Genomic DNA, 24,637 nt, shown 5'->3' on the forward strand with positions numbered 1-24,637 from the left:
CTTCGTGGCAAAAGTAATTTAGCAGTAAAATTTTAGAATAATTCCTCATAATTATGTAAATTGTTAAGGTTTAAATTTTACATTTTTGTAAAATGTGTAACCCTGCTTTTTTCAGAAGCAATTTTAATCTAGAAGATTTTATTGACGTATGAATAAGAAACCGAAACATTTTCTAAAAAAAATACTTCGTGTACTCCTGTGGTGCGTGGTTTCTATAGTTGCACTTTTATTGCTTATCATAATTTTAATTCAAGTTCCGTCTGTCCAAAATTTCGTTAAGGATAAAGCGATAACGTATCTTCAAGGCAAGATAAAAACCAAAGTTTCTTTAGATAAAATATTAATTAAATTTCCAAAAGATGTAGTGCTGGAAGGTTTTTATTTTGAAGATCAAAAGAAAGATACTTTACTGGCTGGTAAACGATTAGAAGTTGATGTTGATCTTTTTAAATTAGTAAGCAGCGAATTGGAAATTAATTCGGTTTCATTAGAAAATGTAAAAGCCAATATTTCAAGAAACAAAGACGGCGTTTTCAATTTCGATTATATCATAAAAGCATTCGAATCTAAAGAACCAAAAGTTGAAGATCCAAATGCAAAACCTTTTAAAATTTCTGTTGTAAAGGTAAATCTCGATCAGGTTAAATTTAATTTTAAAGACGATTTTTCGAAAAATGATATTCGAGTAAATCTGACACATTTTGATACTAAATTCAAGAAATTCGATTTAGATCAAATGGATTTTAATATTCCAAACATCAATTTAAACGGACTAAAAGTCGTTTTAGATCAAGATGTTGTGGAGAAAATCGCTGAAGTTTCGGTTAAAACGGTCGATACCATTTCGAAAAGTCCAGATTTCAAACTGAAATTGGATAAAATAGCGTTGTCTAAAATTGATATTTTATATGATAATAAAGACTCGAAATTAAATTCGGGTATTAGTTTAGGGAATTTAAATTTATTAGTAAATGAGATTGATCTTAATAAACAGCTTTTGGATTTTGATACTTTTGAAGTTAAAAATCTTAAAGGAAATTTACGTCTGGGTGCAAAAGATAAGCAGATTCAGACACCAGATTTAGATACAACTGCTATAAAACAAGCGGGCTGGAAAGTAAAACTCAATGAAACCAATCTAGAAAATATCGCTTTCAAGTTTGACGATATGCAATCAAAACCCAAAACAAAAGGTTTAGATTATGCGCATTTAGATTTGAGTAAATTCAATTTTAAAGCAGAGAAATTGTATTACGGAAATGATACCATTTCTGGAAATATCCAAACTTTGACTGTAAACGAAAAAAGCGGTTTGCAGATTCAGGCTTTAAAAACAGATTTCTTTTATGGGCCGAAAAATGCTTCTTTAGAAAATCTGTATTTAAAAACACCTCAAACGCTTGTACAAGATAAAGTTAAAGCACAATATAAATCATTAGAATCACTTCAAAAAGATTTAGGAAATCTTGCGATTGATGCCAATTTAAAACAATCAAAAATTGGTTTTAAAGACATTTTATTGTTCGTTCCAGATTTACAGAAAACGAATCCGTTTAAGAGTAATCCAAATGCAATTTTATACGTCGACAGCCGTGTGAGCGGAAAAGTAAAAGATTTGAATATTTCGAAATTTGAAATGAGCGGAATTGGTTCTACAAAAGTTTCCCTTTCGGGGAAAATCGCTGGACTTCCTGATGCGCAAAAAGCGTATTATGATCTGAATATCAAGAAGCTTTCGAGTACTTCAAAAGACATTAATATGTTTGTGCCAGCGGGAACAATTCCGAAGAATATTCAATTGCCTTCGCAGTTAAGTTTGCAAGGGAAATTTAAAGGTTCGGTACAGAATTTTAAAACTAATTTGGCTCTAAACAGCAGTTTTGGAAACGCAAAAGTAGACGCTCTTTTTGATCAGAGAATTAAAAATAAAGAAAAATACGATGCAGATGTTTCGCTGCAGGAATTCGATTTAGGCCGATTGATTAAAAACGATTCAATCGGAAAAATTACGCTTAAAGCGAAAGTCAAAGGAAATGGATTAGACCCTAAAACCGCAAATGCTGCGATTGATGGTTTAGTGCAGAAAGCGGTTTTTAATCGATACACTTATAGGGATTTAGCTTTAAAAGGAAATATAGAAAATGGTTCTTTCGCCGTAAAATCTGGAATGAAAGATCCGAACTTGAATTTTGATTTAACCGCAAGCGGAGACACAAAAGACAAATATCCGACAGTAAAATTAAAACTGAATTTGGATATTGCCGATTTAGAAAAACTGAATTTGCACGCTGGCCCGATGAAACTTCGCGGAAATGTCGACGCCGATATTACCAACAGTAATCCTGATTTTCTTAACGGAAAAGTGTTTTTATCCAACATTCAGATTTTGCAAGATGTTGAGCCAATTGTTTTAGACTCGATTCGTGTTTTTGCTTTCGCAGATAAAGACAGCAATTCGATCAAAATTTCGTCTCAGTTTCTAAAAGCGGAAGTGACAGGAAAATACAAATTGACGACTTTGACGAATTCAATTCAAAAATCATTATCGAAATATATTGATCTTGAAAATCCGAAAGTTAACGCAGAATCAGACGAGCAAAGATTGGCGTTTACGCTGAAAGTAGATAATGATCCAGTACTTTTTAAATTATTGCCAAAACTGACAGGTTTAGAGCCTTTTACGATTAATGGGAAATACAATAATCAGACAGATTCTTTGGAAGTAAAAGGAACGATTCCGAGAATTGTTTATGCAGACAATACTATTTCAGATGGAAGAATTAATATTGAAGCAAAGGAAAATGCTCTAGAATATTCTGTTTCTGTTGCGACAATTGAAAGCGGTTCTTTAAAAATTCCGTTTACAAGTTTAAAAGGAAATGTTCAAAATAATATTTTGACTTATGCGCTTGAAGTTCAAGATGCAAAACAAAAACAGCAGTATTTTATTGCGGGCGAATTTAAAGCTGAAAATTCTAAAAATATAGTAAAACTGGATTCTGAAAACTTCATTTTAAATTATGATAAATGGAATGTTGATCCAGAAAATTCAATTGAAATTGGAGAAAAAAGATTGTATATCAATAAATTCAATTTGAATAATAACGGAAATGAATTAAAAATACAATCGCAAGGAAATCAAGACAATGCGCCGTTGCAAGTCGATTTTGTAAACTTCAAAATTGAGACCATTATGAATATGGTCAAAAAAGACGAATTGTTGATGCAAGGTTTGATAAACGGAAATGCTTTGGTTGAAAATGTAATGACCAATCCAACTTTTACATCAGATTTAAAAATAGAAGATTTTACTTTTAAAGGATCAAAAGTTGGTGATTTAGAGATAAAAGTTGACAATAAAACTGCCAATACGCTTGCCGCGAATGTAACGTTGAGCGACGAAGGAAATGATCTGAAACTGACGGGAGATTATCAATTAGACGCAGGAAATTTTGATTTTGATGTTGCGATTAACAAACTGTACATCAAAAGTATTCAAGGTTTCAGTATGGGAAATATTACGGAAGGACAAGGCTTTTTATCAGGAAATTTTAAATTGACGGGGAATACTTCGGCTCCAAAAATTAATGGAGAATTGAACTTTAATGATGCAGGTTTTAGAGTAACGCAATTGAATTCGTATTTTAAAACTAAAAATGAAAAAATCACTTTCAGTAACGAAACGATTTCATTCGATAAATTCTCTCTTTTCGACGAAAATGACAATGAATTGTACGTAAATGGAACAATCCAATCTCCCGATTTTGTTAAATATAATTTCAATCTAGTTGTTGAAGCAAACGATTTTAGAGCCATTCATTCAAAAGCAAAAGACAACGATTTGTTTTATGGCGATTTGTTTTTAGATACAAAACTGAACATCAAAGGAAATCTGGATAGCCCTGTTGTTGACGGAACGCTTAAAATCAATAAAGAAACCAAATTTACAGTTGTAATGCCTCAATCGGATCCTTCAATTGCAGATCGAGAAGGAATTGTAGAATTTGTTGATGAAGACAATGCATATCTTAAGCAAACGGTTGATATGCAGAATAAACTGAATCAATCGGAATTGAAAGGAATGAACGTCAATGTAGCCATTTCGATTGATAAAGAAGCAGAATTAACTTTATTGATTGATAAATCAAATGGCGATTATTTGAATTTGAAAGGTGAAGCAGAATTAGTCGGCGGAATTGATCAATCTGGAAAAACAACTTTGACTGGGAAATATGAATTTTCAGATGGTTCTTATCAAATGAATTTCAACGGAATAAAAAGAAAATTCGATATTCAGAAAGGAAGTTTCATTACTTGGAATGGTGAGCCGACCATGGCAACTTTGAATATTACAGCCATTTACAAAGTAAATACAGCGCCAATTGATTTATTAGGAAATCAGATAAAAAATCTGCCTCCGTCGGTTCAAAATACCTACAAACAAAAACTTCCATTTCAAACTTTGTTGAAAATGAATGGAGAATTATTGAAACCAGAAATCTCATTTGGAATTGTACTTCCAGAAGGAAATTATAATGTTTCTACAGATGTTGTAGAAATGACACAAACAAAACTGAAACAGTTGGAACAAGATCCAGCGGAATTAAATAAGCAGGTTTTTGCACTTTTATTATTAAACCGATTTGTGGGCGAAAATCCATTTGCGAGCGAAAGTGGTGGTGCAAGCGCCGAATCTTTTGCTAGACAAAGTGTGAGTAAAATTCTTTCGCAGCAATTAAATAATCTGGCAGGAGATCTTGTTGAAGGATTTGAAGTGAATTTTGATCTAGAATCGACAGAAGATTACACGACAGGAACGATGCAAAACAGAACCGATTTGAATGTCGAAGTTTCTAAAAAATTATTAGACGATCGATTGAAAGTTACTGTTGGAAGCAGTTTTGGAGTAGAAGGACAAGAACGCGCCAATGAAGAAACAACCAATATTGCAGGCGATGTTGCTTTAGATTATCAATTGACAAAAGACGGCCGTTATATGATTCGTGCGTATCGTAAAAATCAGTATCAGGTTGCGGTTGAAGGTCAGGTGATTGAAACTGGAGTTGCGTTTGTTATTACGATGAGTTACAATAAATTTAGAGAACTTTTTCATCGTTCAGAAAAAGAAAAGGAATTGATCAGAGAAGAGAAAATCCGCAAGGAAAAAGAAAAACAGAAAAAGAAAGAGCAGAAGGAAAAGGAAAAATTGCAGGAGAACGAAGACGAAAAAACAATTGAAGGAAATGAGCAGAAAACATAATCATATAAACCCATTTTATGTAAAGTGTATAGCACTGCTTACCTTATTTTTTGTTGTAGGATGCAGTAATACAAAATACCTTCCTGAAGGCGATTTGCTTTACACAGGCGGTTCTGTGACCATTAAAGATTCGATTATGAAAAAGAAAAATCGAAAAGCATTGGAAAAAGAACTCGAAGGTTTATTGCGTCCAAAACCAAACAAACAAATCTTCGGATTACGTCCTAAATTATTGATTTATAATCTTGCTGGCGAACCTAAAAAAGATAAAGGAACAAGATATTGGTTAAGAAATAAAGTAGGAGAACCGCCAGTACTTTTTAGTCAAGTTGATTTGGATTATAATGCATCTGTTCTTCGAAATTTTACTGAAAACAGAGGTTATTTTAAAACTCGTGTAAGTGCCGATTCTACTGTTCGAAATAAAAGAGTTACAGCAGAATATATCGTTACGCCAAGACAGCAATACATTATAAAAAGCGTCATATTTCCAGACGATTCTTTAAAGATGTCAAAGATTATTGCAAAAAGTCACAGAAGAAGTTTGCTTAAAGTCGGTCAACCTTATGATTTGGACGTTATAAAAGCAGAAAGAGAAAGAATCGATGCGAGATTGAAAGAGAAAGGTTATTTCTATTTTAATCCAGATTATATTTTGGCTAAAGTTGATAGCAGTAAAGGTGATCACGAAGTAAAAATAAGATTGGTTATAAAAGACGATACGCCAGTAAAAGCTTTGACTGCTTACAAAATTGATAAGATTTTTGTGTATCCAAATTATTCTCTAACGAATGATAGTGCGGTTTATCGAAAAAGAAATATTACGCAATACAAAGATTTCACGATTATTGATACGGCAGATACTTTTAAACCAAGAATTTACGATCGAACGATTTATTTCAAAAAAGGAGATGTTTACAACAGAAAAGATCATAATCTGACTTTAAACCGATTTGTAAATCTGGGGACTTTCAGTTTTGTAAAGAACGAATTTAAACCGTCAGACTCAATTCCGAATGCGTTAGATTCTTACTACTTTTTGACACTTTTGCCTAAAAAGTTTATTCGTGTTGAAGTTATTGGTAAAACGAATTCTGCGAGTTATACAGGAACTGAATTAAACTTAAATTGGAACAACCGAAACTTTCTAAAAGGAGCAGAATTGTTCACGGCTTCAGTTTTTGGTGGAGCTGATTTTCAACTTGGCGGAACAAACAAAGGGAAGAATATTTATAAACTTGGAGGTGAAGTAAGTTTGACTTGGCCAAGATTTATAACGCCTTTTAATATTGAAGGTAACAGCGAATATGTGCCGAGAACCAAAGCAACTTTGCGTTACGAATATCAAAAACGAACTCAACTTTATGCCTTGAATTCTTTTAATACTTCGTTCGGATATATGTGGAAAGAAAACATTCGTAAAGAACATCAATTGAATGTTGTTGATGTAACGTATGTGAGTCCAAATCATGTTACGCCAGAATATTTGGAAGACATTAAAACTGATCCAGCACTAGGAAAAGTAATTGAAAAACAGTTGATTTTTGGGCCAACATACAATTATACGTATACGAATACGATGCAAAAACGTAAAAAGAATACGATCTATTTTAATGGAGAATTAGATTTGGCTGGAAATTTAACGGGAGCGATTACTGGGGCTAATATCAAGAAAAATGATACGATAAAAATCTTCGATGTTCCGTTTAGCCAATATGTAAAAATCAAATCTGATTTTAGGCATTATTTAAAGCTTGGAAAAGAAAGTGAATTAGCCAGCAGATTGATTGTTGGAGCAGGTTTTGCTTATGGAAATTCAAGAACGCTTCCCGCATCAAAACAGTTTGTAGTAGGAGGTACGAATAGTATTAGAGCTTTTAGAGCGAGAACTTTAGGACCAGGAAGTTATGTTATTCCGCCTCCAACAAATAACAACTTTACGCCCGATCAATCAGCCGATTTAAAACTGGAATTCAATACCGAATATCGAGCTAAATTATTTAGCATTGTAAGAGGAGCTGTATTTGTAGATGCAGGAAATATTTGGCTTTTACATGCCGATCCTAATAAACCTGGAGCTGAAATTTCGAAAGATTTTATGAAAGAAATAGCGATTGGAGCGGGAGCAGGTTTGCGTTTCGATTTGTCGTTTTTGGTCTTAAGAACAGATTTAGCCATTCCACTTCGAAATCCAGCTTTACCAGAGGGACAAAGATGGGTAATTGATGATATTAATTTCGGAAGCAGTTCTTGGAGAAAAGACAACCTAATTTTGAATATCGCCATCGGATATCCATTCTAGTTTTTTGCTGGGGTCGATTCGCCACGAATTCACGAATTATTTTTAATTTGTTGATTGGCAGGGTCGAATTTTTCGAATTTGATTTGTGAAATACGTCCATATTTTAAACCCAAAGGAATTAGCGAAAATTCGTGAATTCGTGGCGAAAAAAAGAATAAAAAGAAGTAAATTGGTCTAAAATATTTTAAGAGAATGCAAAACTTGATCAAAAGAATTATTGGTGTTAGCGCAATTGTTTTACTTATTGTCTTGGCTTTTAAATATTGCCAATTCAAAAAAGAAGACGATTCAGATATAAACTACAATACCAATTTAATTCAGCAGCAGATTCTTAACGTTGGAAAATTAGTTGTAACCGAAGGACATTTCTCTGAAGTGATTACTTATAAAAATCAGCAGAAATATTTGATGGACATGGTTTCTTTTGAAAAGAAAGCATTGGTTGTCGTAAATGCAAATGTCACGGTTGCTTACGATTTGCATCAAATGAAATATGATATTGATGAAAAAAACAAAACCATCACGATTTTAAATATTCCAAAAGAAGAAATCACTATAAATCCAGATATTCAGTTTTATGATGTTGAACAAAGCAAACTGAATCCGTTTACGGGTGATGATTACAATAAAATCAATAAATCGGTAAAAGCGAATCTGGCTAAAAAAATCGAAAAATCTACACTTAAAACCAACGCTCAAAATAGACTGATCAGCGAATTGTCTAAGATTTTAATTATGACAAATTCAATGGGTTGGAAACTCCAATACAACGGAAAAACTATTGAATCAGAGACTGAATTGACTCAGGATTTGAAGCTTTAGGGAAGATTTCAAAGGGACAAAGTAACAAAGGTTCGGAGTTGCAAAGGCTTCCCGCAATCTTGTCATTTCGACGAAGGAGAAATCTCCGTAAGTAACTCCGCAACGAATATCCAATCTTTGCAGAGCTTCTTACGGAGATTTCTCCTTCGTCGAAATGACAAATAGTACTTTATTATTTTATATAGTATAAAAAACTTCGCGTCTTAGTGTCTTTGTGGCAAATTAGGCAAAGAATCAAAAATCAAATCCAATCCTCCAGAAATTAAATGTGCAACTTCAGGACGTCTCTCTTTCAATTGATCCAGATAAACTAAAACTTCTTGTAAAAGCTGTTTCTCTTCTGAATCTTTCAAAAGCTCAGTGATTTCAACACTTAACAACCAATCATTTGAATGATTGCTTTTGACTTTTTCAAAAACCGGTTTTAACTCCGCTTTAGAATCTTTATTATTTCTGATGTTTCGAACTGTGGCGTACAAAATTTCTAATTCGTCACGCTCATCTGTATGTTTTGCTTTAATAGTTTTAGTTGAAGGAACGATATTAATTAAGTCAAAACTATTGACATCGGCTGGGCCAGAAAAAGCAGAAATTACTTTTTTACCAATCGCCATATCGTAATTGCCCCATTCTGGCTGGAACAAAATAGTTTCTCCATGCGTTACGGTACAATTTCTAAAACTAATTAAAATGATTTCTCCGTGTAAGTTTCGAGAACCCGTAATAATTTCTCCTTCAACAAGAATATTGCCTTCAAACTCCAATTTTACCGTTTCGTTTTCAACAATGCTGTAAGCTTGTAAATCTTTCGGACTCATGTCTTCAATCGCAAGATTAAATCCTTTTAATTTGCCAATTGGACTACCAAATCCGTGTGGATGCGTTAGAGTTCCGTGGCCAACTAATTCTTTTTCACGATTTGAAAGCGCAGTTTTTCCAGTAGTTTGAATATAAACTGGTTTTCCTTCTTCTTCAATTACATTAGTGAAAACTCCTGAAATTTGTAAACCTGTACTCAATTCAATTGTTCCTAAAGCATTCGATTGAATCAGTTTTTTTATTCCAGATAACCCACCAGTTCGTAAAGCCATTTTATTAGCAAACTCTTCCAAAATCAAACTCAAATGAGAGAAAGTTGGCGTAACATAAAGCTGTGGCTGTAATTGCGTAATATCAAAATTCTGATTGGCAGCAGAAATATCATAAGGGATTTTCTTCACATTATCGGTCATGCAGTGCGCACTTTCTCCAATAGAAGAAAGCAATCCAGCACCATAAATTTTCGGATTTTCAACAGTTCCAATCAAACCGTATTCTACTGTCCACCAATGCAGATTTCGAATTTGAGCCATTTCAGATAATTCACCCATGTCATTTTGTAAATCGGCAACTGCTTTTTCAGCTTCGTCAATTTTTTCTTGTGGCGTATCTTCCGCTTCTTTTAAAATTGAAAGCAAACGAATCGCTTCGTACATCTGATAATCTTTATGAGAAGAAATCGCTTTGCAACCAATTTCACCAAAACGTCTTAAATATTCAGCATATTCCGGATTGGCAATAATAGGAGCGTGGCCTGCACCTTCGTGAATGATGTCTGGCGCAGGAGTATATTCAATATGTTCTAATTGTCTAATGTCTGAAGCAATAACCAAAACGTTATACGCCTGAAATTCCATAAAAGCATTTGGCGGAATAAATCCGTCAACAGCAACCGCAGCCCAACCAATTTCGCTTAGAATTCGGTTCATTCCGTACATACTTGGAATAGAATCAATTTCGATTCCTGTTTTGCGTAAACCTTCCAAATAAGAATGATGCGCAACTTTAGAAAGATAATCTACATTTTTACGCATAACATATCGCCAAACCGCTTGATTAATAGGAGTGTAGTCGCTATAATCTTGAGGTTTAATAAATTGCTGTAAATGCTTCGGCAATCGCTCTAATAACGGATTGGTTTCAATATTTGGATTCATTTCGAAAACGATGTAGATTAGATTGTAAAATTACGAATTTACAGCTCGATTTTTTACCATCCATCATAAAATTTTTATCCGAAAGTGCGTTTTATTGCATTTTTATTGATTTTGAAGCTTGCGTAGAAAACTGTTTTTTAGCAGTCGTTATTTTCAAAACTTACTCTTTCCATTGTGTTTTCGTAGTTTTCAATCTCCTTTTTCGTCATTGAAGCTTCTTTTACTTCGATTTTTAGCTGCTTTTTGGCATCAGGGCTAATCCATAAACCAGAGAAAGTATTTCCTGTTTTCTTTAAAATTAAAACGCCGCTAAAACCATGTTCAACCATGACAAATTCATTTTCAACCTTTTTACTTTGGGTAGGATAAAGTTGAATCCATTTGCCTGATTTATAACGATACATTGCAACATAGTCTAAATCGGCATTGCATTGATTTTCTCGAGTCTTAATATAAAAGGTTACGGGAGTTTTTCCGTCGACAGTTCCTTTGTATAAATTAGAAACTGACTCTTGAGATTGTGCTGATAATTGGTTGAAGAACGAGAAACAGATTGCAATAAAGAAAAGTGCTTTTTTCATAAATAAAAGAATATAGATTTGGGTTTAATTCATTTTAATCAAATATAAAACTCTACTTTTTATTTGAAAGAATTTCTTTAAGATTTTTTTGCTGCGTTTCTAAGTTCGTTTTCTGCATTTCTAAAATATTCAATTTTATGGCTGAACATAAAAGCCATATTGGTAGCACGCATTTTGGCTTCTTCTGTTATTGGTCCTGCAAATTGAGCATCTATTGTCGAATTAAAAATGGCAATCCAACGGTCAAAATGTGTTTTATCTACAGGCAATTGCTTGTGTGGAGGGAAAGGAGTTCCAGAATACGCACGAACATCAAACAGAATGGTCTGCCAAAAGTTGTACATTTTCTGTAAATGTGGCTCCCAGCGATCTTGCAATTTATCATTAAAGATTGGGCCAATTAAATCGTCTTTTCGAACATTAGCATAAAAGCTGTTAACCATTTGCTGAATGTCTTCTATAGTGGAAATATCTTTTAAAGTTGTCATTTTATTGTATTTAAAGTAAACTGCAAAAATACAATATATCTTTCTTCTCCTTCCCTGATAATTGTCATATGCCCTTTATTTGCTAGCAAAATGGCAATTTGTAAGGAATTGTATAGATTTTATATTTTATGATGAGTTATTTTGGTTTTAACAGGTAAGTTTTTTATGATTTTTAATTTTTTAAAATATTGTATATCAGTATTTTGAAAAACAATTAGATGCGTTTTTGTTATATCCGATTTTTCAATTTGATGTGTATTTGTAAAGTATTAAAAATGACAATATTGCAAAAATACTCATAATATTGTGCTGTTTTAGTAAAATAAAACTGAATAAATGTCAAAAAACTAATTATCAAACCAAAACCACAAAAAATGCACAAAACTACTCAAACACCTACAGATCGTGTGTGTAAAGCGTTGAAATTGCTATGTTGCAGTACGCTTTTATTTATGAACAGCTTAAATGCTCAGACGGTAACTCCTTGGATGACTACAGGAGATCAGACGAAACTGCTTCAACAGCAAGCAAATGTAAGTTTCGGAACCAATTCAGGAACTAATCCTTCTACAGTTACAGTAAATGCAGGAACTACTTATCAAACCATGGATGGGTTTGGTTACACACTTACAGAAGGAAGTTGCGAAGTCATTTCTGGAATGGCGGCCACACAACAAAATCAATTGTTGAATGATTTGTATAATCCAACAACAGGACTTAATGCAAGCGTAGTTCGTATTAGTATTGCAGCCTCAGATTTAAGCAGTTCTTCTTACAGTTATAATGAAACTTCAGGAGACACCAATATGAATAACTTCAGTTTGAATGGTCCTGATTTAACGTATTTAATTCCAATCATTAAAAAAATCCAACAGATTAATCCTAACATCAAAATTTTAGCAACGCCTTGGTCTGCGCCAAGATGGATGAAAACGAACGGATCTTGGGTTGGAGGTTCGTTGCAAACGCAATATTATGCCGCTTACGCGAAATATTTCGTAAAATATTTTGATGCAATGAAAGCACAAGGTATTAATATTTGGGCAATTACACCTCAAAATGAACCAGAAAATCCGCATAACGAACCAAGCATGCTGATGAATTCTACAGAACAAAAGAATTTCATCAACCAACAACTTGGGCCACAAATGGCAGCGGCTGGTTATGGCAATATAAAAATCATTGCCTTTGATCATAACTGCGATAATACAGCCTATCCAATTGATGTTTTAAATAACAGTTCTTATGTTGATGGGGCAGCATTCCATTTGTATTTAGGAAATATCTCTGCGATGTCAACAGTAAAAACACAAACGAATAAAAACGTTTATTTTACAGAACAATATACTGGCGCAGGCGGAAGTTTTAGCGGAGATTTCGGCTGGCACATGCAAAACGTTGTAATTGGAAGCACCACAAACTGGTCAAAAACTGTTTTAGAATGGAATACAGCGAATAATCCAAGTTTTGGTCCGCGCACTCCAGGAGGATGTACTTCTTGTTTAGGCGCGATTACGGTTAATAACAGTACAAGTTATACTAAAAATGTAGCATATTATATCATTGGTCAAATTTCAAAATTTGTAAAACCAGGAGCAGTGAGAATTGCTTCTTCAAGTACAAGCGGAAGTATCTCTTCAGTTGCATTCAAAAATCCTGATGGGTCAACAGCATTAGTTGTTTACAATTCAGGTGGATCGTCAAATACAATAAAAGTAGTTTCAGGATCAGCAGCGTTTAATTATGCAGTTCCGGCGTCTTCTGCAGTTACCTTCACTTGGGGAGCTACAACACCACCGGTTACTGGATTTCCTGGTTATTATAACATTATTTCAAGAAACAGTAATAAAGGTTTGGATGTTGCCGATAATTCTACTACAAGCGGAGGACGTATTCAGCAATATGATATCACAAACGGAGGAGGAAGCAATCAGCGTTGGAAATTTGTTTCTGATGGAAGCGGGAATTATTACATCATCGTAAAATCGACAGGAATGTATTTGGCTGTTGAAAATAATGGCACTGCAGATGGATTAAAAGTGCAGCAGAGAAGTTTTTCTTCTTCAAATGAATTCAAATGGACCGTAACAAGTCTTGGAACTGGATATTACAAAATTATAAATGTAAACAGCGGTAAATCGCTTGATGTTGAAAATGTTTCTACAGCAAATGGAGCTAACATTCAAGTTTGGGCTGATAGTGGAGGATTAAATCAGCAATGGCAATTGGTTCAAGTTGAAACTTCTGCAACAGCAAAAAGTACTTTAGCTACTGAAACCGTTGCAGTTGAAAATACTAATCCAAACGATATGATGATTTTTGTTGATGAAGCAGATGATACTTTAAAAATCGATACGAATCACGAAGGAGATGCTGATGTACAGATTTTCAATATTACTGGTCAGCCAGTTTTAAAGGAGAATGTAAATTTTATAAAAGGAAATCAAACTAAAGTAGGAATTTCTCGATTACCAAAAGGCGTTTATGTTGTAAAAGTAAAAGACAATAAAGGTTCGTATTCGAAGAAAATCTTAAAGCAATAATTACAATCCACACAATTCAATTAGTAATTTGTATTGAATGTGAAAAGGCTGTCATCCCATCTGACAGCCTTTGTTTTTTATTTATCCAATCAATTGTGTAAACAGATCTTGATTATCATTTAGATATTGAAATTCAAAACCATTTTCAGTCATTTTTAATTTAATTGGCATAATATCGTTTTTGTTTTTCAATTCTAAACCAACCACAACAGAACCAACTTCACGGCTGTTTTTCTTAGCAAACTGAAAATAAGTGATGTCGTCATCTGGCCCTAAAATGTTATTTACGAATTCTTTTAATGCTCCAGGACGCTGCGGAAACTGAATCATAAAATAATGCATTAAACCTTCGTAAAGTAGAGAACGCTCTTTTATTTCGGCAGTTCTTTCAATGTCATTGTTACTTCCGCTTACAATGCAAACCACGTTTTTTCCTTTAATTTTTTCTTTATAAAAATCCAAAGCAGCAATTGTCAAAGCGCCTGCAGGTTCTACAACCATTGCTTCTTCATTGTATAATCTTAAAATTGTAGTGCAGACTTTTCCTTCTGGAACTAGAATAATATCTTCTAAATTATAACGGCAAATTTCAAAAGTTTTGTCTCCAACTTGTTTTACTGCTGCGCCATCCACAAATTTATCGATTGATTTTAGTGTCGTATTTTTGTTTTCTTCGATTGAAGTTTTCATCGAAGGAGCGCCTTTTGGTTCAACTCCAATGATTTTGGTATGTGGACTTAAATGTTTAAAAACTTCAGAAAGACCAGATGCCAGTCCGCCACCGCCAATTGGAACAAAAACATAATCGATTGGCTCTTTAAAACTTTCTAAGATTTCTAATCCAACAGTTCCTTGTCCAGCGATTACTTTTTCATCATCAAAAGGATGAATAAATGTTTTGTGGTTTTTGATGGCATCAGCCGTTGCGGAAGCATAAGCATCATCAAAAGTATCTCCGGTTAAAACAATTTCTACAAACGATTTTCCGAATAATTGGACTTGTTTCACTTTTTGTTTTGGAGTGGTTTTTGGCATATAAATTTTGCCATGAATCTTCAGAAGATTACAAGAATAAGCAACGCCTTGCGCGTGATTTCCAGCACTGGCACATACAGTTCCGTTTGCTTTTTCTTTTTCGCTTAACGAAGAAATCTTATTGTACGCGCCCCGAATTTTATACGAACGAACAATTTGTAAATCTTCTCTTTTTAATAAAATAGTAGATTCAAATTCGTCTGAAAGATTTAAATTTTGTGTTAGGGGAGTAGCAGCAACGACATTTTCAAGTTGCTTTTTTGCGTTAAGTACTTCGTTAAATAGATCCATCGTGTTTAGGTTTTTTTGCCACGAATTACACGAATGAGCACGAATTGTTTTTTTTTAAATAAAAATTAGTGTCAATTGGTGTAATTCATGGCGATATTAAAAAATAAAAAACCTCCCAATTGGGAGGTTCTTATAAATTATATTTTACAAACTTATATAACACCTCGCCACTACTGCTGAATTGCAATAATGCTAATAATAGCGATAATAATGTTGTTAAAGTTTTTCATTTTTTTAGCTGATTGAATAACAAAAGTAAAAAATATATTTAAGTAGCCAACTTCAATTTTAAAGTTTTACATGAAAACTGGAAACTGAGACTGAAAACTATTTTTTAACTGGCGGATATTGCGCTAAAATTTTAGCTACGAATTCAGCAATTTTTTCATCTTTTTTATCAATGTTTCTTGTCAAAGTTCCGACTCCTTCACCTTGCCAGATCATTTCTTTCTTTTTAGCATCGATTAAATCAATGTACAAAGTTCCTTCAGTTGAAGTCGAAACTGTAGTTTGGTTTCCATACATCATATAAGGATTCCAACCCCAGCCCCAGCCGTAACCCCAGCCAGCACTAAATTGGTTTACATCTACTTGCTCTCTTGATTTAGTAAAAATGTTTATTAGCAAATCTGGATTGTCACTTTTTGTAAATCCTTTAGCTAGCATTTGATCATCAATCGCGCGAAGAATTCTTCTTTTGTCTAAATCTGATATTTCAACCTTGTCAATTCCGGGCTTAAAGTAAGCGTATGTTTTATAAGGCGCAAAATCGACAGTTTTGTCATAGTCAGAATAAACAGTCACACTGCTACATGAAGCGACAAGCATCAAGAGCAGGAAAAACGGAATTAACTTTAGTGTTTTCATATATTCAAAAATTAAGTGTTCAGTTTTAGTTAAAGCAAACTTTCGTCAACAAGATTTGGCAAAGTTACTTTTAATAAAGGCTCAACTTCCATTGCTCTTTTTATAGCAAAAACAGCACCTTCATTTCGAGCCCAGCTTCTTCTTGAAATTCCGTTGTTAACATCCCAGAAAAGCATTGATGCTAAACGCTTTGAAGCCTCAGTAGAACCATCAAGAACCATACCAAATCCGCCATTTATAACCTCTCCCCAGCCAACTCCGCCGCCATTATGAATAGAAACCCAAGTGGCACCTCTAAAGCTATCTCCAATAACGTTATGAATCGCCATATCAGCCGTAAAACGAGATCCGTCGTAGATATTTGAAGTTTCTCTGTAAGGTGAATCAGTTCCAGAAACGTCATGATGATCGCGTCCTAAAACCACAGCGCCAATTTCTCCTTTTGCAATTGCCTGATTAAAAGCTTCTGCAATTTTGATTCTTCCTTCAGCATCAGCATACAAAATACGCGCTTGCGAACCTACAACCAGTTTATTTTCTTGCGCGCCTTTAATCCACTTAATGTTATCCTGCATTTGCTGCTGAATTTCATTTGGAGCGGTTTCTGCCATTTTCTCTAAAACTTCGCAAGCAATCGCATCTGTTTTTAATAAATCTTCAGGTTTTCCAGAAGTGCAAACCCAACGGAAAGGTCCAAATCCGTAATCGAAACACATTGGCCCCATAATATCCTGAACGTAACTTGGATATTTAAAATCGATATTATTTTCTGCCATAACATCAGCTCCTGCGCGAGAAGCTTCTAATAAAAATGCATTTCCATAATCGAAGAAATATGTTCCTTTTGCAGTATGTTTGTTGATAGTATCCGCATGACGGCGCAAACTTTCCTGAACTTTTTCTTTGAATAAATCCGGATTTTCAGCCATCATTTTGTTAGCCTCTTCAAATGAAATTCCGACAGGATAATAACCTCCAGCCCAAGGATTATGAAGTGAAGTTTGATCTGAACCTAAATCAATTTTAATGTTTTCTTGATCGAAACGTTCCCAAACATCAACCACATTTCCTAAATAAGCGATCGAAACCGTTTCTTTTTTGGCTTTCGCCGAAGCTACTCTCGCAACCAATTCGTCAGTTGAAGTTACAACTTCATTAATCCATCCTTGTTCGTGACGAATTTTAGTAATCTTCGGATTTACCTCAGCGCAAACCGTAATACAACCCGCAATATTTCCTGCTTTTGGCTGCGCTCCAGACATTCCGCCAAGACCAGAAGTTACAAATAAATTTCCTTCTGGATTTTGTTTTATTTTTCTAAAACCATTCAAAACTGTAATCGTAGTTCCGTGAACAATTCCTTGTGGGCCAATATACATATAACTTCCCGCAGTCATTTGTCCGTATTGCGAAACTCCAAGAGCATTCATTTTTTCCCAATCGTCAGGTTTCGAATAATTTGGGATAACCATTCCGTTTGTAACCACAACTCTCGGCGCTTCTTTATGTGAAGGAAATAATCCCATAGGATGTCCAGAATACATCGTTAAAGTCTGTTCATCTGTCATTTCAGACAAATATTGCATTGTCAATAAATATTGCGCCCAGTTTTGAAAAACTGCTCCGTTTCCTCCATAAGTAATCAATTCATGCGGATGTTGTGCCACAGCATAATCTAAATTGTTCTGAATCATGTGCATGATCGCTTTTGCTTGCAATGATTTCCCAGGATATTCGTCAATTGGTCTTGCGTACATTTTATAATCTGGACGAAGACGATACATATAGATACGACCGTAAGTTTCTAATTCTTCTGAAAATTCAGGAAGTAATGCGGCGTGGTGTTTTGGATCAAAATAACGTAAAGCATTTTTCAACGCCAGTTTTTTTTCTTCTGCCGAAAGAATTTCTTTTCTTTTCGGAGCATGATTAATAGCTGGATCGTAAGCCTGCTTTGGTGGCAATATAGAAGGTATTCCTTGTTGTATTTGTTCTTTGAAAGTCATTTTTTAAGATGCTGAGTTGCTAAGATTCTAAGCTACTAAGTTGCTAAAGTAGTTTTGTTAGATTAACAACAGATTAATTTTTGTTTTTTAATTATCTAATAGACAAATTGTCACATTTTCTAATTAAAGAAACTAAGGATAACGGATATCCGACCTATGATACGATTTATGAATCGTAATCTTAAACTTTCTTGAACGAATATCCATATATAAATTTTAGATTGTCAATTTTAGAATTATCTAATTGTCGCATTTTCAAATTGCCACATTAATTAAGAATAAACTTCCTCATTAACACAAAACGGCATTTTTTTATCTTCAAAAAGCGCGATTATATTTTGCGCAGCGCAAACTGCCATTCCGTTTCGGGCTTCGTAAGTTGCTGAACCAATATGCGGTAAAATGCAACAATTTGTAAGCGATAATAACGGATTATCAAATTTCATAGGTTCTGGATTTGTTACATCCAATCCAGCTCCCCAAATTATATTGTTAGTTAAAGCGTGAAATAAATCATCTTCATTTTGAAATTTTCCTCTTGCGGTGTTAATGAAAATTGCATTCTTTTTCATTTTCGCAAAAGTGTTTTTATTGAAAAGTTCATTGTTTTCTTCACTGTAATTCGAATGAATACTCAAAACATCACTTTCTGCAAGTAAGGTTTCAAAATCTACATATTTTGCATCCAATTCTTTTTCGGCCGCTTCATTATGAGAACGATTATGATAAATAATATTCATTCCGAAAGCGGCTTTACATTTTTTAGCCATTTCAATACCAATTCTTCCTAAGCCGAAAATCCCTAAAGTTTTTCCATAAAGTTCTTGTCCTAAATTGGCTAACGGATCAAAACTTCCCCAATCATCATTTAGAATTCTTTTGTGATTGAAAAATGATTTTCTCGCAACGCTTTGCATTAATAAAAAAGCAACATCAGACGTCGCTCGGCTTAAAACATCGGGCGTATTTCCAACAGGAATTTTTCTGCTATTTGCTGACGGAATATTCACAGCATCAAATCCGACAGAAAATAAAGCGATTCCTTTTAAATTCGGACATTGTTGAAAAAAATCTTCGTCTAATTTATTTGTTCCAACATTCAAAAGCGCATCATGTTCCTGACAGATTTTTATAAACTCTTCTCTTGACAATACATTTTCGGTTGGATTTATTGTAAAGTTAATTCCTTTATCTTGAAGCAATTTAATGCCGGCTTCGGGTATATTTTTATTGATAAAAACCTTCATGTTGTGGTATTCTAATTTTTATTTATTCTTCCTGTTTTTTTATCATATCCGTACGGACAGTGGCGACAACCGCTTTTGCAGCAATAACCACGTTTTAAATGATGTTTTTCAGTAAAGCATTTGTAACCTTCGGGCGTATAGTAAAAATCTTCGCCTTCGATTAATTTATTTTCATTACTTTGCTCTTTCATAAATCTGTTTCGGGTTCAATTTCGAGTGAACTTAAAATCAAAAATAATAATATTTGATTATGATTTTATCGAAATTGAATAATTCTATAGCTACAAATTTATAAATTTTACAGCCAATGTTTCTGATTGTTGCTAAATATTTAATTCCGAAAGGATATCGAGGAATGGCTTTATTTCCTTTCGTTTTAGTTAAATATGATTTTGATAAAACAAACGGAACTTTCGTAAATCATGAAAAAATACATTTGCGCCAACAGTTAGAATTGCTGATTCTTCCGTTTTTTATTTGGTACGTTTTGGAGTTTTTAATTCGTTTAATTCAATACAAAAACAAAGATTTGGCATATCGAAATATTAGTTTTGAAAGAGAAGCTTACGCAAAAGAAATGGACTTAAATTATTTAAAAAACCGATCTTTTTTTCAGTTTTTAAATTACATCAAATTAAAATGAATACCGTTTTCAATCAATCCATAAATATTCAATTTCCGAATGCTGTTTCGCTGACTATAAAGCGTGAAGATTTAATTCATCCTTTTGTTTCAGGAAATAAATTCAGAAAACTGAAATACAATTTACTTCAGGCGAAAGCCGAAAATAAAACAACTTTATTGACTTTTGGCGGTGCATTTTCTAATCATATCGCTGCGGTTGCTTATGCAGGAAAGGAGGAAGGTTTTAAAACCATTGGCATCATTCGCGGAGACGAACTTTTAGATAAAATAGAAGAAAATCCAACTTTGAAATTTGCTCAGGAAAACGGAATGCAATTCGAGTTTGTTTCGAGAGAAGAGTATCGTTTAAAAAGCGAAATTTCATTTATAGAAAAGCTAAAGGATAAGTTTGGAGATTTTTATTTAGTTCCCGAAGGCGGAACAAACGAACTGGCCGTAAAAGGCTGCGAAGAGATTTTGACAGACGAAGATTCTGTTTTTAATTACGTTTGCTGTGCGGTTGGAACAGGCGGTACGATTTCGGGATTAATTAATAGTTCGCTACAAAATCAGAAAATTTTGGGCTTTCCAGCGTTAAAAGGTGACTTTTTAAACGATGAAATTCGTATTTTTGCAAAAAAAGATAACTGGAATTTAATTTCTGACTATCATTTTGGAGGTTATGGAAAGATAAATTTAGAATTAATCGAATTTATTAATGCTTTTTTTGAAGAAACAAAAGTGCCCTTAGATCCAATTTATACAGGAAAGATGGTTTTTGGCGTTATAGATTTAATTAGCAAAAATTATTTTCCTGCACATTCCAAAATTTTACTCATTCACACAGGCGGATTGCAGGGAATTGACGGAATGAATATAAAGTTGAAGCAGAAGAAATTACCAATACTCAAAACCAATGATTAAAAAAATTGTATTACTTCTCGTAATATTAGCTTTAGCAAGCTGCTCTTCTAGTAAGCCTGCCATCGCGACGACTAAAAAAGCGGCAGCAGTTCAATCTCGAACGGCGGCAACAAAAAGAAGTACTCCTGCTAAACCAATCGGTAAAAATTACCCTTCTACAAATAATACAACTGAGGTTATTCAATCTACTTCCAAAACGGTTGTTACCAGCGATTTAATTAATAATTATGTTTTGCAATACAAAGAGATTGCAATGGGAAACATGAAAACGTACGGAATTCCAGCAAGTATTATTCTAGCGCAGGGAATTTTGGAATCTGGTGCAGGTAGAGGAGATTTGGCTGTAGATGCTAATAATCATTTCGGAATAAAATGCCACAATGATTGGTTGGGAGAAAGTGTTCGCCACGACGATGATTCGGCTCAAGAATGCTTTAGGAAATATCCTCAAGCATCAGAATCGTATAGAGATCACGCTTTATTTTTGGTTGGAAAAAAAAGATATGCAACTTTGTTTACTTACGAAAAAGACGATTATAAAGCTTGGGCAAAAGGATTGAGAGCAGCTGGTTATGCAACAGATCCGAAATATCCAGACAAATTAATCAGTTATATCGAGCGTTACAATTTGCATCAATACGATTGTCAGGTTACAGGGAGAAATTATGAACCGATAAACAAATCGCTTCCTGCAAGAAGTTCATCTTCGGTTGCAAACTCTGATCCAAAGATAAATATGAATCCATATGATCCGAATTTGTACGAAGTTCAAAAAGGAGATACATTGTATTCCATTTCAAAGAAATTCAATTTATTGGTTGAGGATTTAAAAAGGAAAAATAATTTGACTGATAATGCGATTTCGATAGGGCAGAGGTTAAAAGTTAAGTAAGTTTCCAGTCGCAGTCTCAGTTTTCAATTCTGTTGAAATTAAGCTAGAAATTAAAATAGGTTTTCAGTTTTAATCTAAAATCTGAATTCTAAAATCAAAAATCACAATGTTATATAAAAGAAGTAGTCAGCTTTTTGCTGAAGCAGAAAAAGTAATTCCGGGAGGAGTAAATTCACCAGTAAGAGCATTTAAAGCCGTTGGCGGAACTCCAATTTTTGTAAAAAGCGCAAAAGGCGCTTATTTATATGATGAAGATGGAAATAAATTAATCGATTATATCAACTCTTGGGGGCCAATGGTTTTGGGTCATGCTTATCAACCAGTTGTTGATGCTGTGATTGAAAAAGCAAAACTAGGAACTTCATTTGGTATGCCAACAGAATTGGAAACAGAAATTGCTGCTTTAGCGGTTTCGATGGTTCCAAATATTGATAAAATTCGTTTTGTAAATTCAGGTACAGAAGCTTGTATGAGCGCGATTCGTCTAGCTCGCGGATTTACAAAAAGAGATAAAATTGTAAAATTTGCAGGTTGTTACCATGGACATTCAGATTCATTTTTGATTCAAGCAGGAAGTGGAGCTGTAACTTTTGGTTCGCCAAACAGTCCTGGAGTTACAGAAGGAACTGCAAAAGATACTTTGTTAGCCAAATACAATGATTTAGAAAATGTAAAAACATTGGTTGAAGCTAATAAAGGAGAAATCGCTGCAATTATTATTGAAGCAGTTGCTGGAAACATGGGATGTATTGTTCCGAAAGAAGGTTTCTTGCAAGGTTTAAGAGATTTGTGTACTGCAAACGGAATCTTATTGATTTTTGATGAAGTAATGACAGGTTTCCGTTTGGCTCGCGGTGGAGTTCAGGAATTGCATGGAATTGATGCTGATATCGTGACTTTCGGAAAAGTTATTGGTGGAGGACTTCCAGTTGGAGCTTTTGCTGCGCGCGAAGAAATCATGAATCATTTAGCACCTCTTGGACCAGTTTACCAAGCAGGAACATTATCGGGAAATCCGTTAGCAATGGCGGCTGGATTGGCAATGTTGAAAGCACTTGATTCTGATAGAGAAATTTTTACTCGTTTAGAAGAAAAAACAGCTTATTTAGAAGCAGGAATCGACAGAGTTTTAAAAGCGAATAATGTAGTTTTCACCATCAATAGAGTTGGTTCTATGATTTCGGTTCACTTTGATGCAAATCCAGTTACCGATTTCCAAACTGCTGCAAAAGGAGATAACGAAACATTCAAGAAATTCTTCCACGGATTATTGCAAGAAGGAGTTTACATCGCGCCATCTGCATACGAAACGTGGTTTATCACAGATGCATTGACTTACGAAGATTTAGATTTTACAATCAATGCGATTGATAAAGTATCAAAATCATTTTAATAAAAAAAGGAGGCTAAAAGCCTCCTTTTTCTTTTTTAGAACTAAGATTATTTTTTGTCTTTTTTGTGTTCTTTCATTTTGTCTTTATGCTCTTTCTGAATTGCAGTCCATTTTTTGTATTGGTCTGCAGTCAAAATAGATTTCATTTTGGCATCATAAGCTTTATGATCTACTTCCATTTGTTTTTTCATGGCTTTCTTTTCAGCGTCAGTTGGCTGAGCAGTAGAATCTTTTCTGCTTTTTTTAAGCATTGCCATTTTAGTGCTTCTGTCAGATAAAAGTTGGCTAACTTGTTTTTGCTGATCTGCATTTAAATTTAAATCAGTTGTCATTTTTTGCAAATGCGCTTGATCGCGTTCTTGAGTCGATTTATGATCTTTTCCTCTATGATGATCTTTATGCTCTTTTTTTAGTGCCGCCCATTTTGTGTATTGATCAGCATTTAAAATCGATTTCATTTTCGCGTCAGTTGCTGCTTTTTCTGCTTCCATTTGTTTTTTGAAAGCCGCTTTTTCTTCAGCAGTCGGAGGTGTTTTACTGTCTTTTCTACTTTCTTTAAACTTCTCCGCTTTTGCACTTCTTTCCGCGATAAGCTGTTTTACCTGATCTTGCTGTTTTTTATCTAGATTTAAATCAGAAGTTAATTTTTGCAAATGCTTTTCGTTACGCTGTTCTGGAGTTAATTTTTCTCGTTGATTACGTGTCGGCTTCTGATTGATGTCTTGCGCAAAACTTACTATTCCAACGAATAATAAAGCTGCAATAAATAATTTTTTCATTTTTCGTTTCTTTAAAGGTTTATAGCAATTAGACTTCAAGAGAATTATTAAGTTTAATGGCATTTTCAGGTTTATCTTTTATTTAACAGAAACTATTAAGGAAAGTTTAAAGAAGGCTTAGAAATAAAAAAGAGGCTCAATTGCCTCTTTCATTTAGTTTTTATCTTTTCTATATTCTTTCATTTTCTCTTTCGCTTTGTCTTTGTTTTCTTCTTGAATGGTTTTCCATTTCGTGTATTGGTCAGCATTCAAAATCGATTTCATTTTAGCATCGTTTGCTTCTTTCTCAGCTATCATTTCTTTTTTAAAAGCTTCTTTTTCTGCAGCAGTAAGTTTAGTGCCGTTTTCTTTTTGTTCTTGGCGAGCATCTCTCAGTTTTTCAGCTTTAGCGCTTCTATCTGCCAAAAGCTGTTTTACTTGAGTTTGCTGATTAGCATCAAGATTTAATTCTGTAGTTAATTTTTGCAAATGTTTTTCGTTACGCTGTTCTGGCGTTAATCTCTCTTTTTGTGCTTGTGCAAAACTTGCTATTCCAACAAATAACATAGCCGCGATTAATAATTTTTTCATGATTTAAGTTTTTTAATTGTTATAGGAATTAGACTTT

At 34.0% G+C, this 24,637-nt stretch carries 18 protein-coding genes; 8 read left to right on the forward strand and 10 right to left on the reverse strand.

Annotated features, from left to right (window positions below):
* The first annotated feature begins 148 nt into the window (after positions 1–148).
* The 3 genes from ACE01P_RS12285 (at position 149) to ACE01P_RS12295 (ending at position 8,384) form a co-directional block, all read left to right on the forward strand.
* Positions 149–5,260 (forward strand): translocation/assembly module TamB domain-containing protein, encoded by a 5,112-nt coding sequence (locus ACE01P_RS12285; protein ID WP_379698078.1) that lies wholly within the window; start codon positions 149–151, stop codon positions 5,258–5,260.
* Positions 5,244–7,562: a BamA/TamA family outer membrane protein gene (locus ACE01P_RS12290; RefSeq protein ID WP_379698081.1), complete on the forward strand. Its 2,319-nt coding sequence runs from the start codon at positions 5,244–5,246 to the stop codon at positions 7,560–7,562. Before ACE01P_RS12285 ends, ACE01P_RS12290 begins: the two co-directional genes overlap by 17 nt.
* A 192-nt stretch (positions 7,563–7,754) precedes the next feature.
* Positions 7,755–8,384, forward strand: coding sequence for a DUF4230 domain-containing protein (locus ACE01P_RS12295; protein ID WP_379698084.1), 630 nt, complete (start codon positions 7,755–7,757; stop codon positions 8,382–8,384).
* Between the two features lie 203 nt (positions 8,385–8,587).
* Here the strand turns inward: ACE01P_RS12295 and ACE01P_RS12300 are convergent, their stop codons facing one another.
* The 3 genes from ACE01P_RS12300 to ACE01P_RS12310 form a co-directional block, all read right to left on the reverse strand.
* On the reverse strand, positions 8,588–10,360 hold the full coding sequence (locus ACE01P_RS12300) for an aromatic amino acid hydroxylase (protein ID WP_379698086.1): 1,773 nt from the start codon (positions 10,358–10,360) through the stop codon (positions 8,588–8,590).
* 137 nt (positions 10,361–10,497) lie between these two features.
* The gene (locus ACE01P_RS12305) at positions 10,498–10,941 is read right to left on the reverse strand and encodes a hypothetical protein (protein ID WP_379698089.1); all 444 of its coding nucleotides are present in this window, start codon (positions 10,939–10,941) and stop codon (positions 10,498–10,500) included.
* Positions 10,942–11,018: 77 nt separating this feature from the next.
* Positions 11,019–11,429: a group III truncated hemoglobin gene (locus ACE01P_RS12310; protein WP_379698091.1), complete on the reverse strand. Its 411-nt coding sequence runs from the start codon at positions 11,427–11,429 to the stop codon at positions 11,019–11,021.
* 374 nt (positions 11,430–11,803) lie between these two features.
* Between ACE01P_RS12310 and ACE01P_RS12315 the strand changes: the two genes are divergently transcribed.
* Positions 11,804–13,972, forward strand: coding sequence for an RICIN domain-containing protein (locus ACE01P_RS12315; RefSeq protein WP_379698093.1), 2,169 nt, complete (start codon positions 11,804–11,806; stop codon positions 13,970–13,972).
* An 81-nt stretch (positions 13,973–14,053) separates the two neighbouring features.
* On the opposite strand, the gene ilvA is transcribed toward ACE01P_RS12315, so the two are convergent.
* The 5 genes from ilvA to ACE01P_RS12340 all read right to left on the reverse strand — a co-directional run bounded on the left by ilvA (position 14,054) and on the right by ACE01P_RS12340 (position 19,609).
* The gene (gene ilvA, locus ACE01P_RS12320) at positions 14,054–15,298 is read right to left on the reverse strand and encodes a threonine ammonia-lyase IlvA (protein WP_379698096.1); all 1,245 of its coding nucleotides are present in this window, start codon (positions 15,296–15,298) and stop codon (positions 14,054–14,056) included.
* A gap of 327 nt (positions 15,299–15,625) precedes the next feature.
* Complete coding sequence (locus ACE01P_RS12325) at positions 15,626–16,165, reverse strand: DUF4136 domain-containing protein (protein WP_379698099.1); 540 nt, start codon at positions 16,163–16,165, stop codon at positions 15,626–15,628.
* A 29-nt stretch (positions 16,166–16,194) separates the two neighbouring features.
* Entirely contained in the window at positions 16,195–18,171 is a 1,977-nt protein-coding gene (locus tag ACE01P_RS12330) for a urocanate hydratase (RefSeq protein WP_379698102.1), read from the reverse strand.
* Positions 18,172–18,443: 272 nt separating this feature from the next.
* Complete coding sequence (locus tag ACE01P_RS12335) at positions 18,444–19,418, reverse strand: 2-hydroxyacid dehydrogenase (protein WP_379698105.1); 975 nt, start codon at positions 19,416–19,418, stop codon at positions 18,444–18,446.
* Positions 19,419–19,429: 11 nt separating this feature from the next.
* The gene (locus ACE01P_RS12340; RefSeq protein ID WP_095928730.1) at positions 19,430–19,609 is read right to left on the reverse strand and encodes a DUF5522 domain-containing protein; all 180 of its coding nucleotides are present in this window, start codon (positions 19,607–19,609) and stop codon (positions 19,430–19,432) included.
* Between the two features lie 116 nt (positions 19,610–19,725).
* On the opposite strand from ACE01P_RS12340, the gene ACE01P_RS12345 reads away from it, so the two are divergent.
* The 4 genes from ACE01P_RS12345 to hemL all read left to right on the forward strand — a co-directional run bounded on the left by ACE01P_RS12345 (position 19,726) and on the right by hemL (position 23,251).
* Positions 19,726–20,061, forward strand: coding sequence for a hypothetical protein (locus ACE01P_RS12345; RefSeq protein ID WP_379698107.1), 336 nt, complete (start codon positions 19,726–19,728; stop codon positions 20,059–20,061).
* Positions 20,058–20,966, forward strand: coding sequence for a 1-aminocyclopropane-1-carboxylate deaminase/D-cysteine desulfhydrase (locus ACE01P_RS12350; protein WP_379698111.1), 909 nt, complete (start codon positions 20,058–20,060; stop codon positions 20,964–20,966). Before ACE01P_RS12345 ends, ACE01P_RS12350 begins: the two co-directional genes overlap by 4 nt.
* Entirely contained in the window at positions 20,959–21,858 is a 900-nt protein-coding gene (locus tag ACE01P_RS12355) for a glucosaminidase domain-containing protein (protein ID WP_379698113.1), read from the forward strand. Before ACE01P_RS12350 ends, ACE01P_RS12355 begins: the two co-directional genes overlap by 8 nt.
* A 106-nt stretch (positions 21,859–21,964) precedes the next feature.
* The gene (hemL, locus tag ACE01P_RS12360; protein ID WP_379698115.1) at positions 21,965–23,251 is read left to right on the forward strand and encodes a glutamate-1-semialdehyde 2,1-aminomutase; all 1,287 of its coding nucleotides are present in this window, start codon (positions 21,965–21,967) and stop codon (positions 23,249–23,251) included.
* Positions 23,252–23,298: 47 nt separating this feature from the next.
* Here hemL and ACE01P_RS12365 read toward each other — a convergent pair whose 3' ends face one another.
* A complete protein-coding gene (locus tag ACE01P_RS12365) occupies positions 23,299–24,030 on the reverse strand; it encodes a hypothetical protein (RefSeq protein WP_379698118.1) in 732 nt (243 codons plus the stop codon).
* A gap of 153 nt (positions 24,031–24,183) precedes the next feature.
* The gene (locus ACE01P_RS12370; RefSeq protein WP_379698120.1) at positions 24,184–24,600 is read right to left on the reverse strand and encodes a hypothetical protein; all 417 of its coding nucleotides are present in this window, start codon (positions 24,598–24,600) and stop codon (positions 24,184–24,186) included.
* Between the last annotated feature and the right edge of the window lie 37 nt (positions 24,601–24,637).

Origin of the sequence: Flavobacterium sp. HJSW_4 (genome assembly GCF_042436695.1) — a bacterium.
Lineage (GTDB): Bacteria > Bacteroidota > Bacteroidia > Flavobacteriales > Flavobacteriaceae > Flavobacterium.

Bases quoted from the DNA above. Each gene is read 5' to 3' on its own strand.
- ACE01P_RS12335 (WP_379698105.1), bottom strand. From the start codon at position 19,418: ATGAAGGTTTTTATCAATAAAAATATACCCGAAGCCGGCATTAAATTG.
- hemL (WP_379698115.1), top strand. From the start codon at position 21,965: ATGTTATATAAAAGAAGTAGTCAGCTTTTTGCTGAAGCAGAAAAAGTA.
- ilvA (WP_379698096.1), bottom strand. From the start codon at position 15,298: ATGGATCTATTTAACGAAGTACTTAACGCAAAAAAGCAACTTGAAAAT.
- ACE01P_RS12370 (WP_379698120.1), bottom strand. From the start codon at position 24,600: ATGAAAAAATTATTAATCGCGGCTATGTTATTTGTTGGAATAGCAAGT.
- ACE01P_RS12295 (WP_379698084.1), top strand. From the start codon at position 7,755: ATGCAAAACTTGATCAAAAGAATTATTGGTGTTAGCGCAATTGTTTTA.
- ACE01P_RS12305 (WP_379698089.1), bottom strand. From the start codon at position 10,941: ATGAAAAAAGCACTTTTCTTTATTGCAATCTGTTTCTCGTTCTTCAAC.
- ACE01P_RS12340 (WP_095928730.1), bottom strand. From the start codon at position 19,609: ATGAAAGAGCAAAGTAATGAAAATAAATTAATCGAAGGCGAAGATTTT.
- ACE01P_RS12325 (WP_379698099.1), bottom strand. From the start codon at position 16,165: ATGAAAACACTAAAGTTAATTCCGTTTTTCCTGCTCTTGATGCTTGTC.
- ACE01P_RS12365 (WP_379698118.1), bottom strand. From the start codon at position 24,030: ATGAAAAAATTATTTATTGCAGCTTTATTATTCGTTGGAATAGTAAGT.
- ACE01P_RS12330 (WP_379698102.1), bottom strand. From the start codon at position 18,171: ATGACTTTCAAAGAACAAATACAACAAGGAATACCTTCTATATTGCCA.
- ACE01P_RS12285 (WP_379698078.1), top strand. From the start codon at position 149: ATGAATAAGAAACCGAAACATTTTCTAAAAAAAATACTTCGTGTACTC.
- ACE01P_RS12300 (WP_379698086.1), bottom strand. From the start codon at position 10,360: ATGAATCCAAATATTGAAACCAATCCGTTATTAGAGCGATTGCCGAAG.
- ACE01P_RS12310 (WP_379698091.1), bottom strand. From the start codon at position 11,429: ATGACAACTTTAAAAGATATTTCCACTATAGAAGACATTCAGCAAATG.
- ACE01P_RS12355 (WP_379698113.1), top strand. From the start codon at position 20,959: ATGATTAAAAAAATTGTATTACTTCTCGTAATATTAGCTTTAGCAAGC.
- ACE01P_RS12345 (WP_379698107.1), top strand. From the start codon at position 19,726: ATGTTTCTGATTGTTGCTAAATATTTAATTCCGAAAGGATATCGAGGA.
- ACE01P_RS12290 (WP_379698081.1), top strand. From the start codon at position 5,244: ATGAGCAGAAAACATAATCATATAAACCCATTTTATGTAAAGTGTATA.
- ACE01P_RS12315 (WP_379698093.1), top strand. From the start codon at position 11,804: ATGCACAAAACTACTCAAACACCTACAGATCGTGTGTGTAAAGCGTTG.
- ACE01P_RS12350 (WP_379698111.1), top strand. From the start codon at position 20,058: ATGAATACCGTTTTCAATCAATCCATAAATATTCAATTTCCGAATGCT.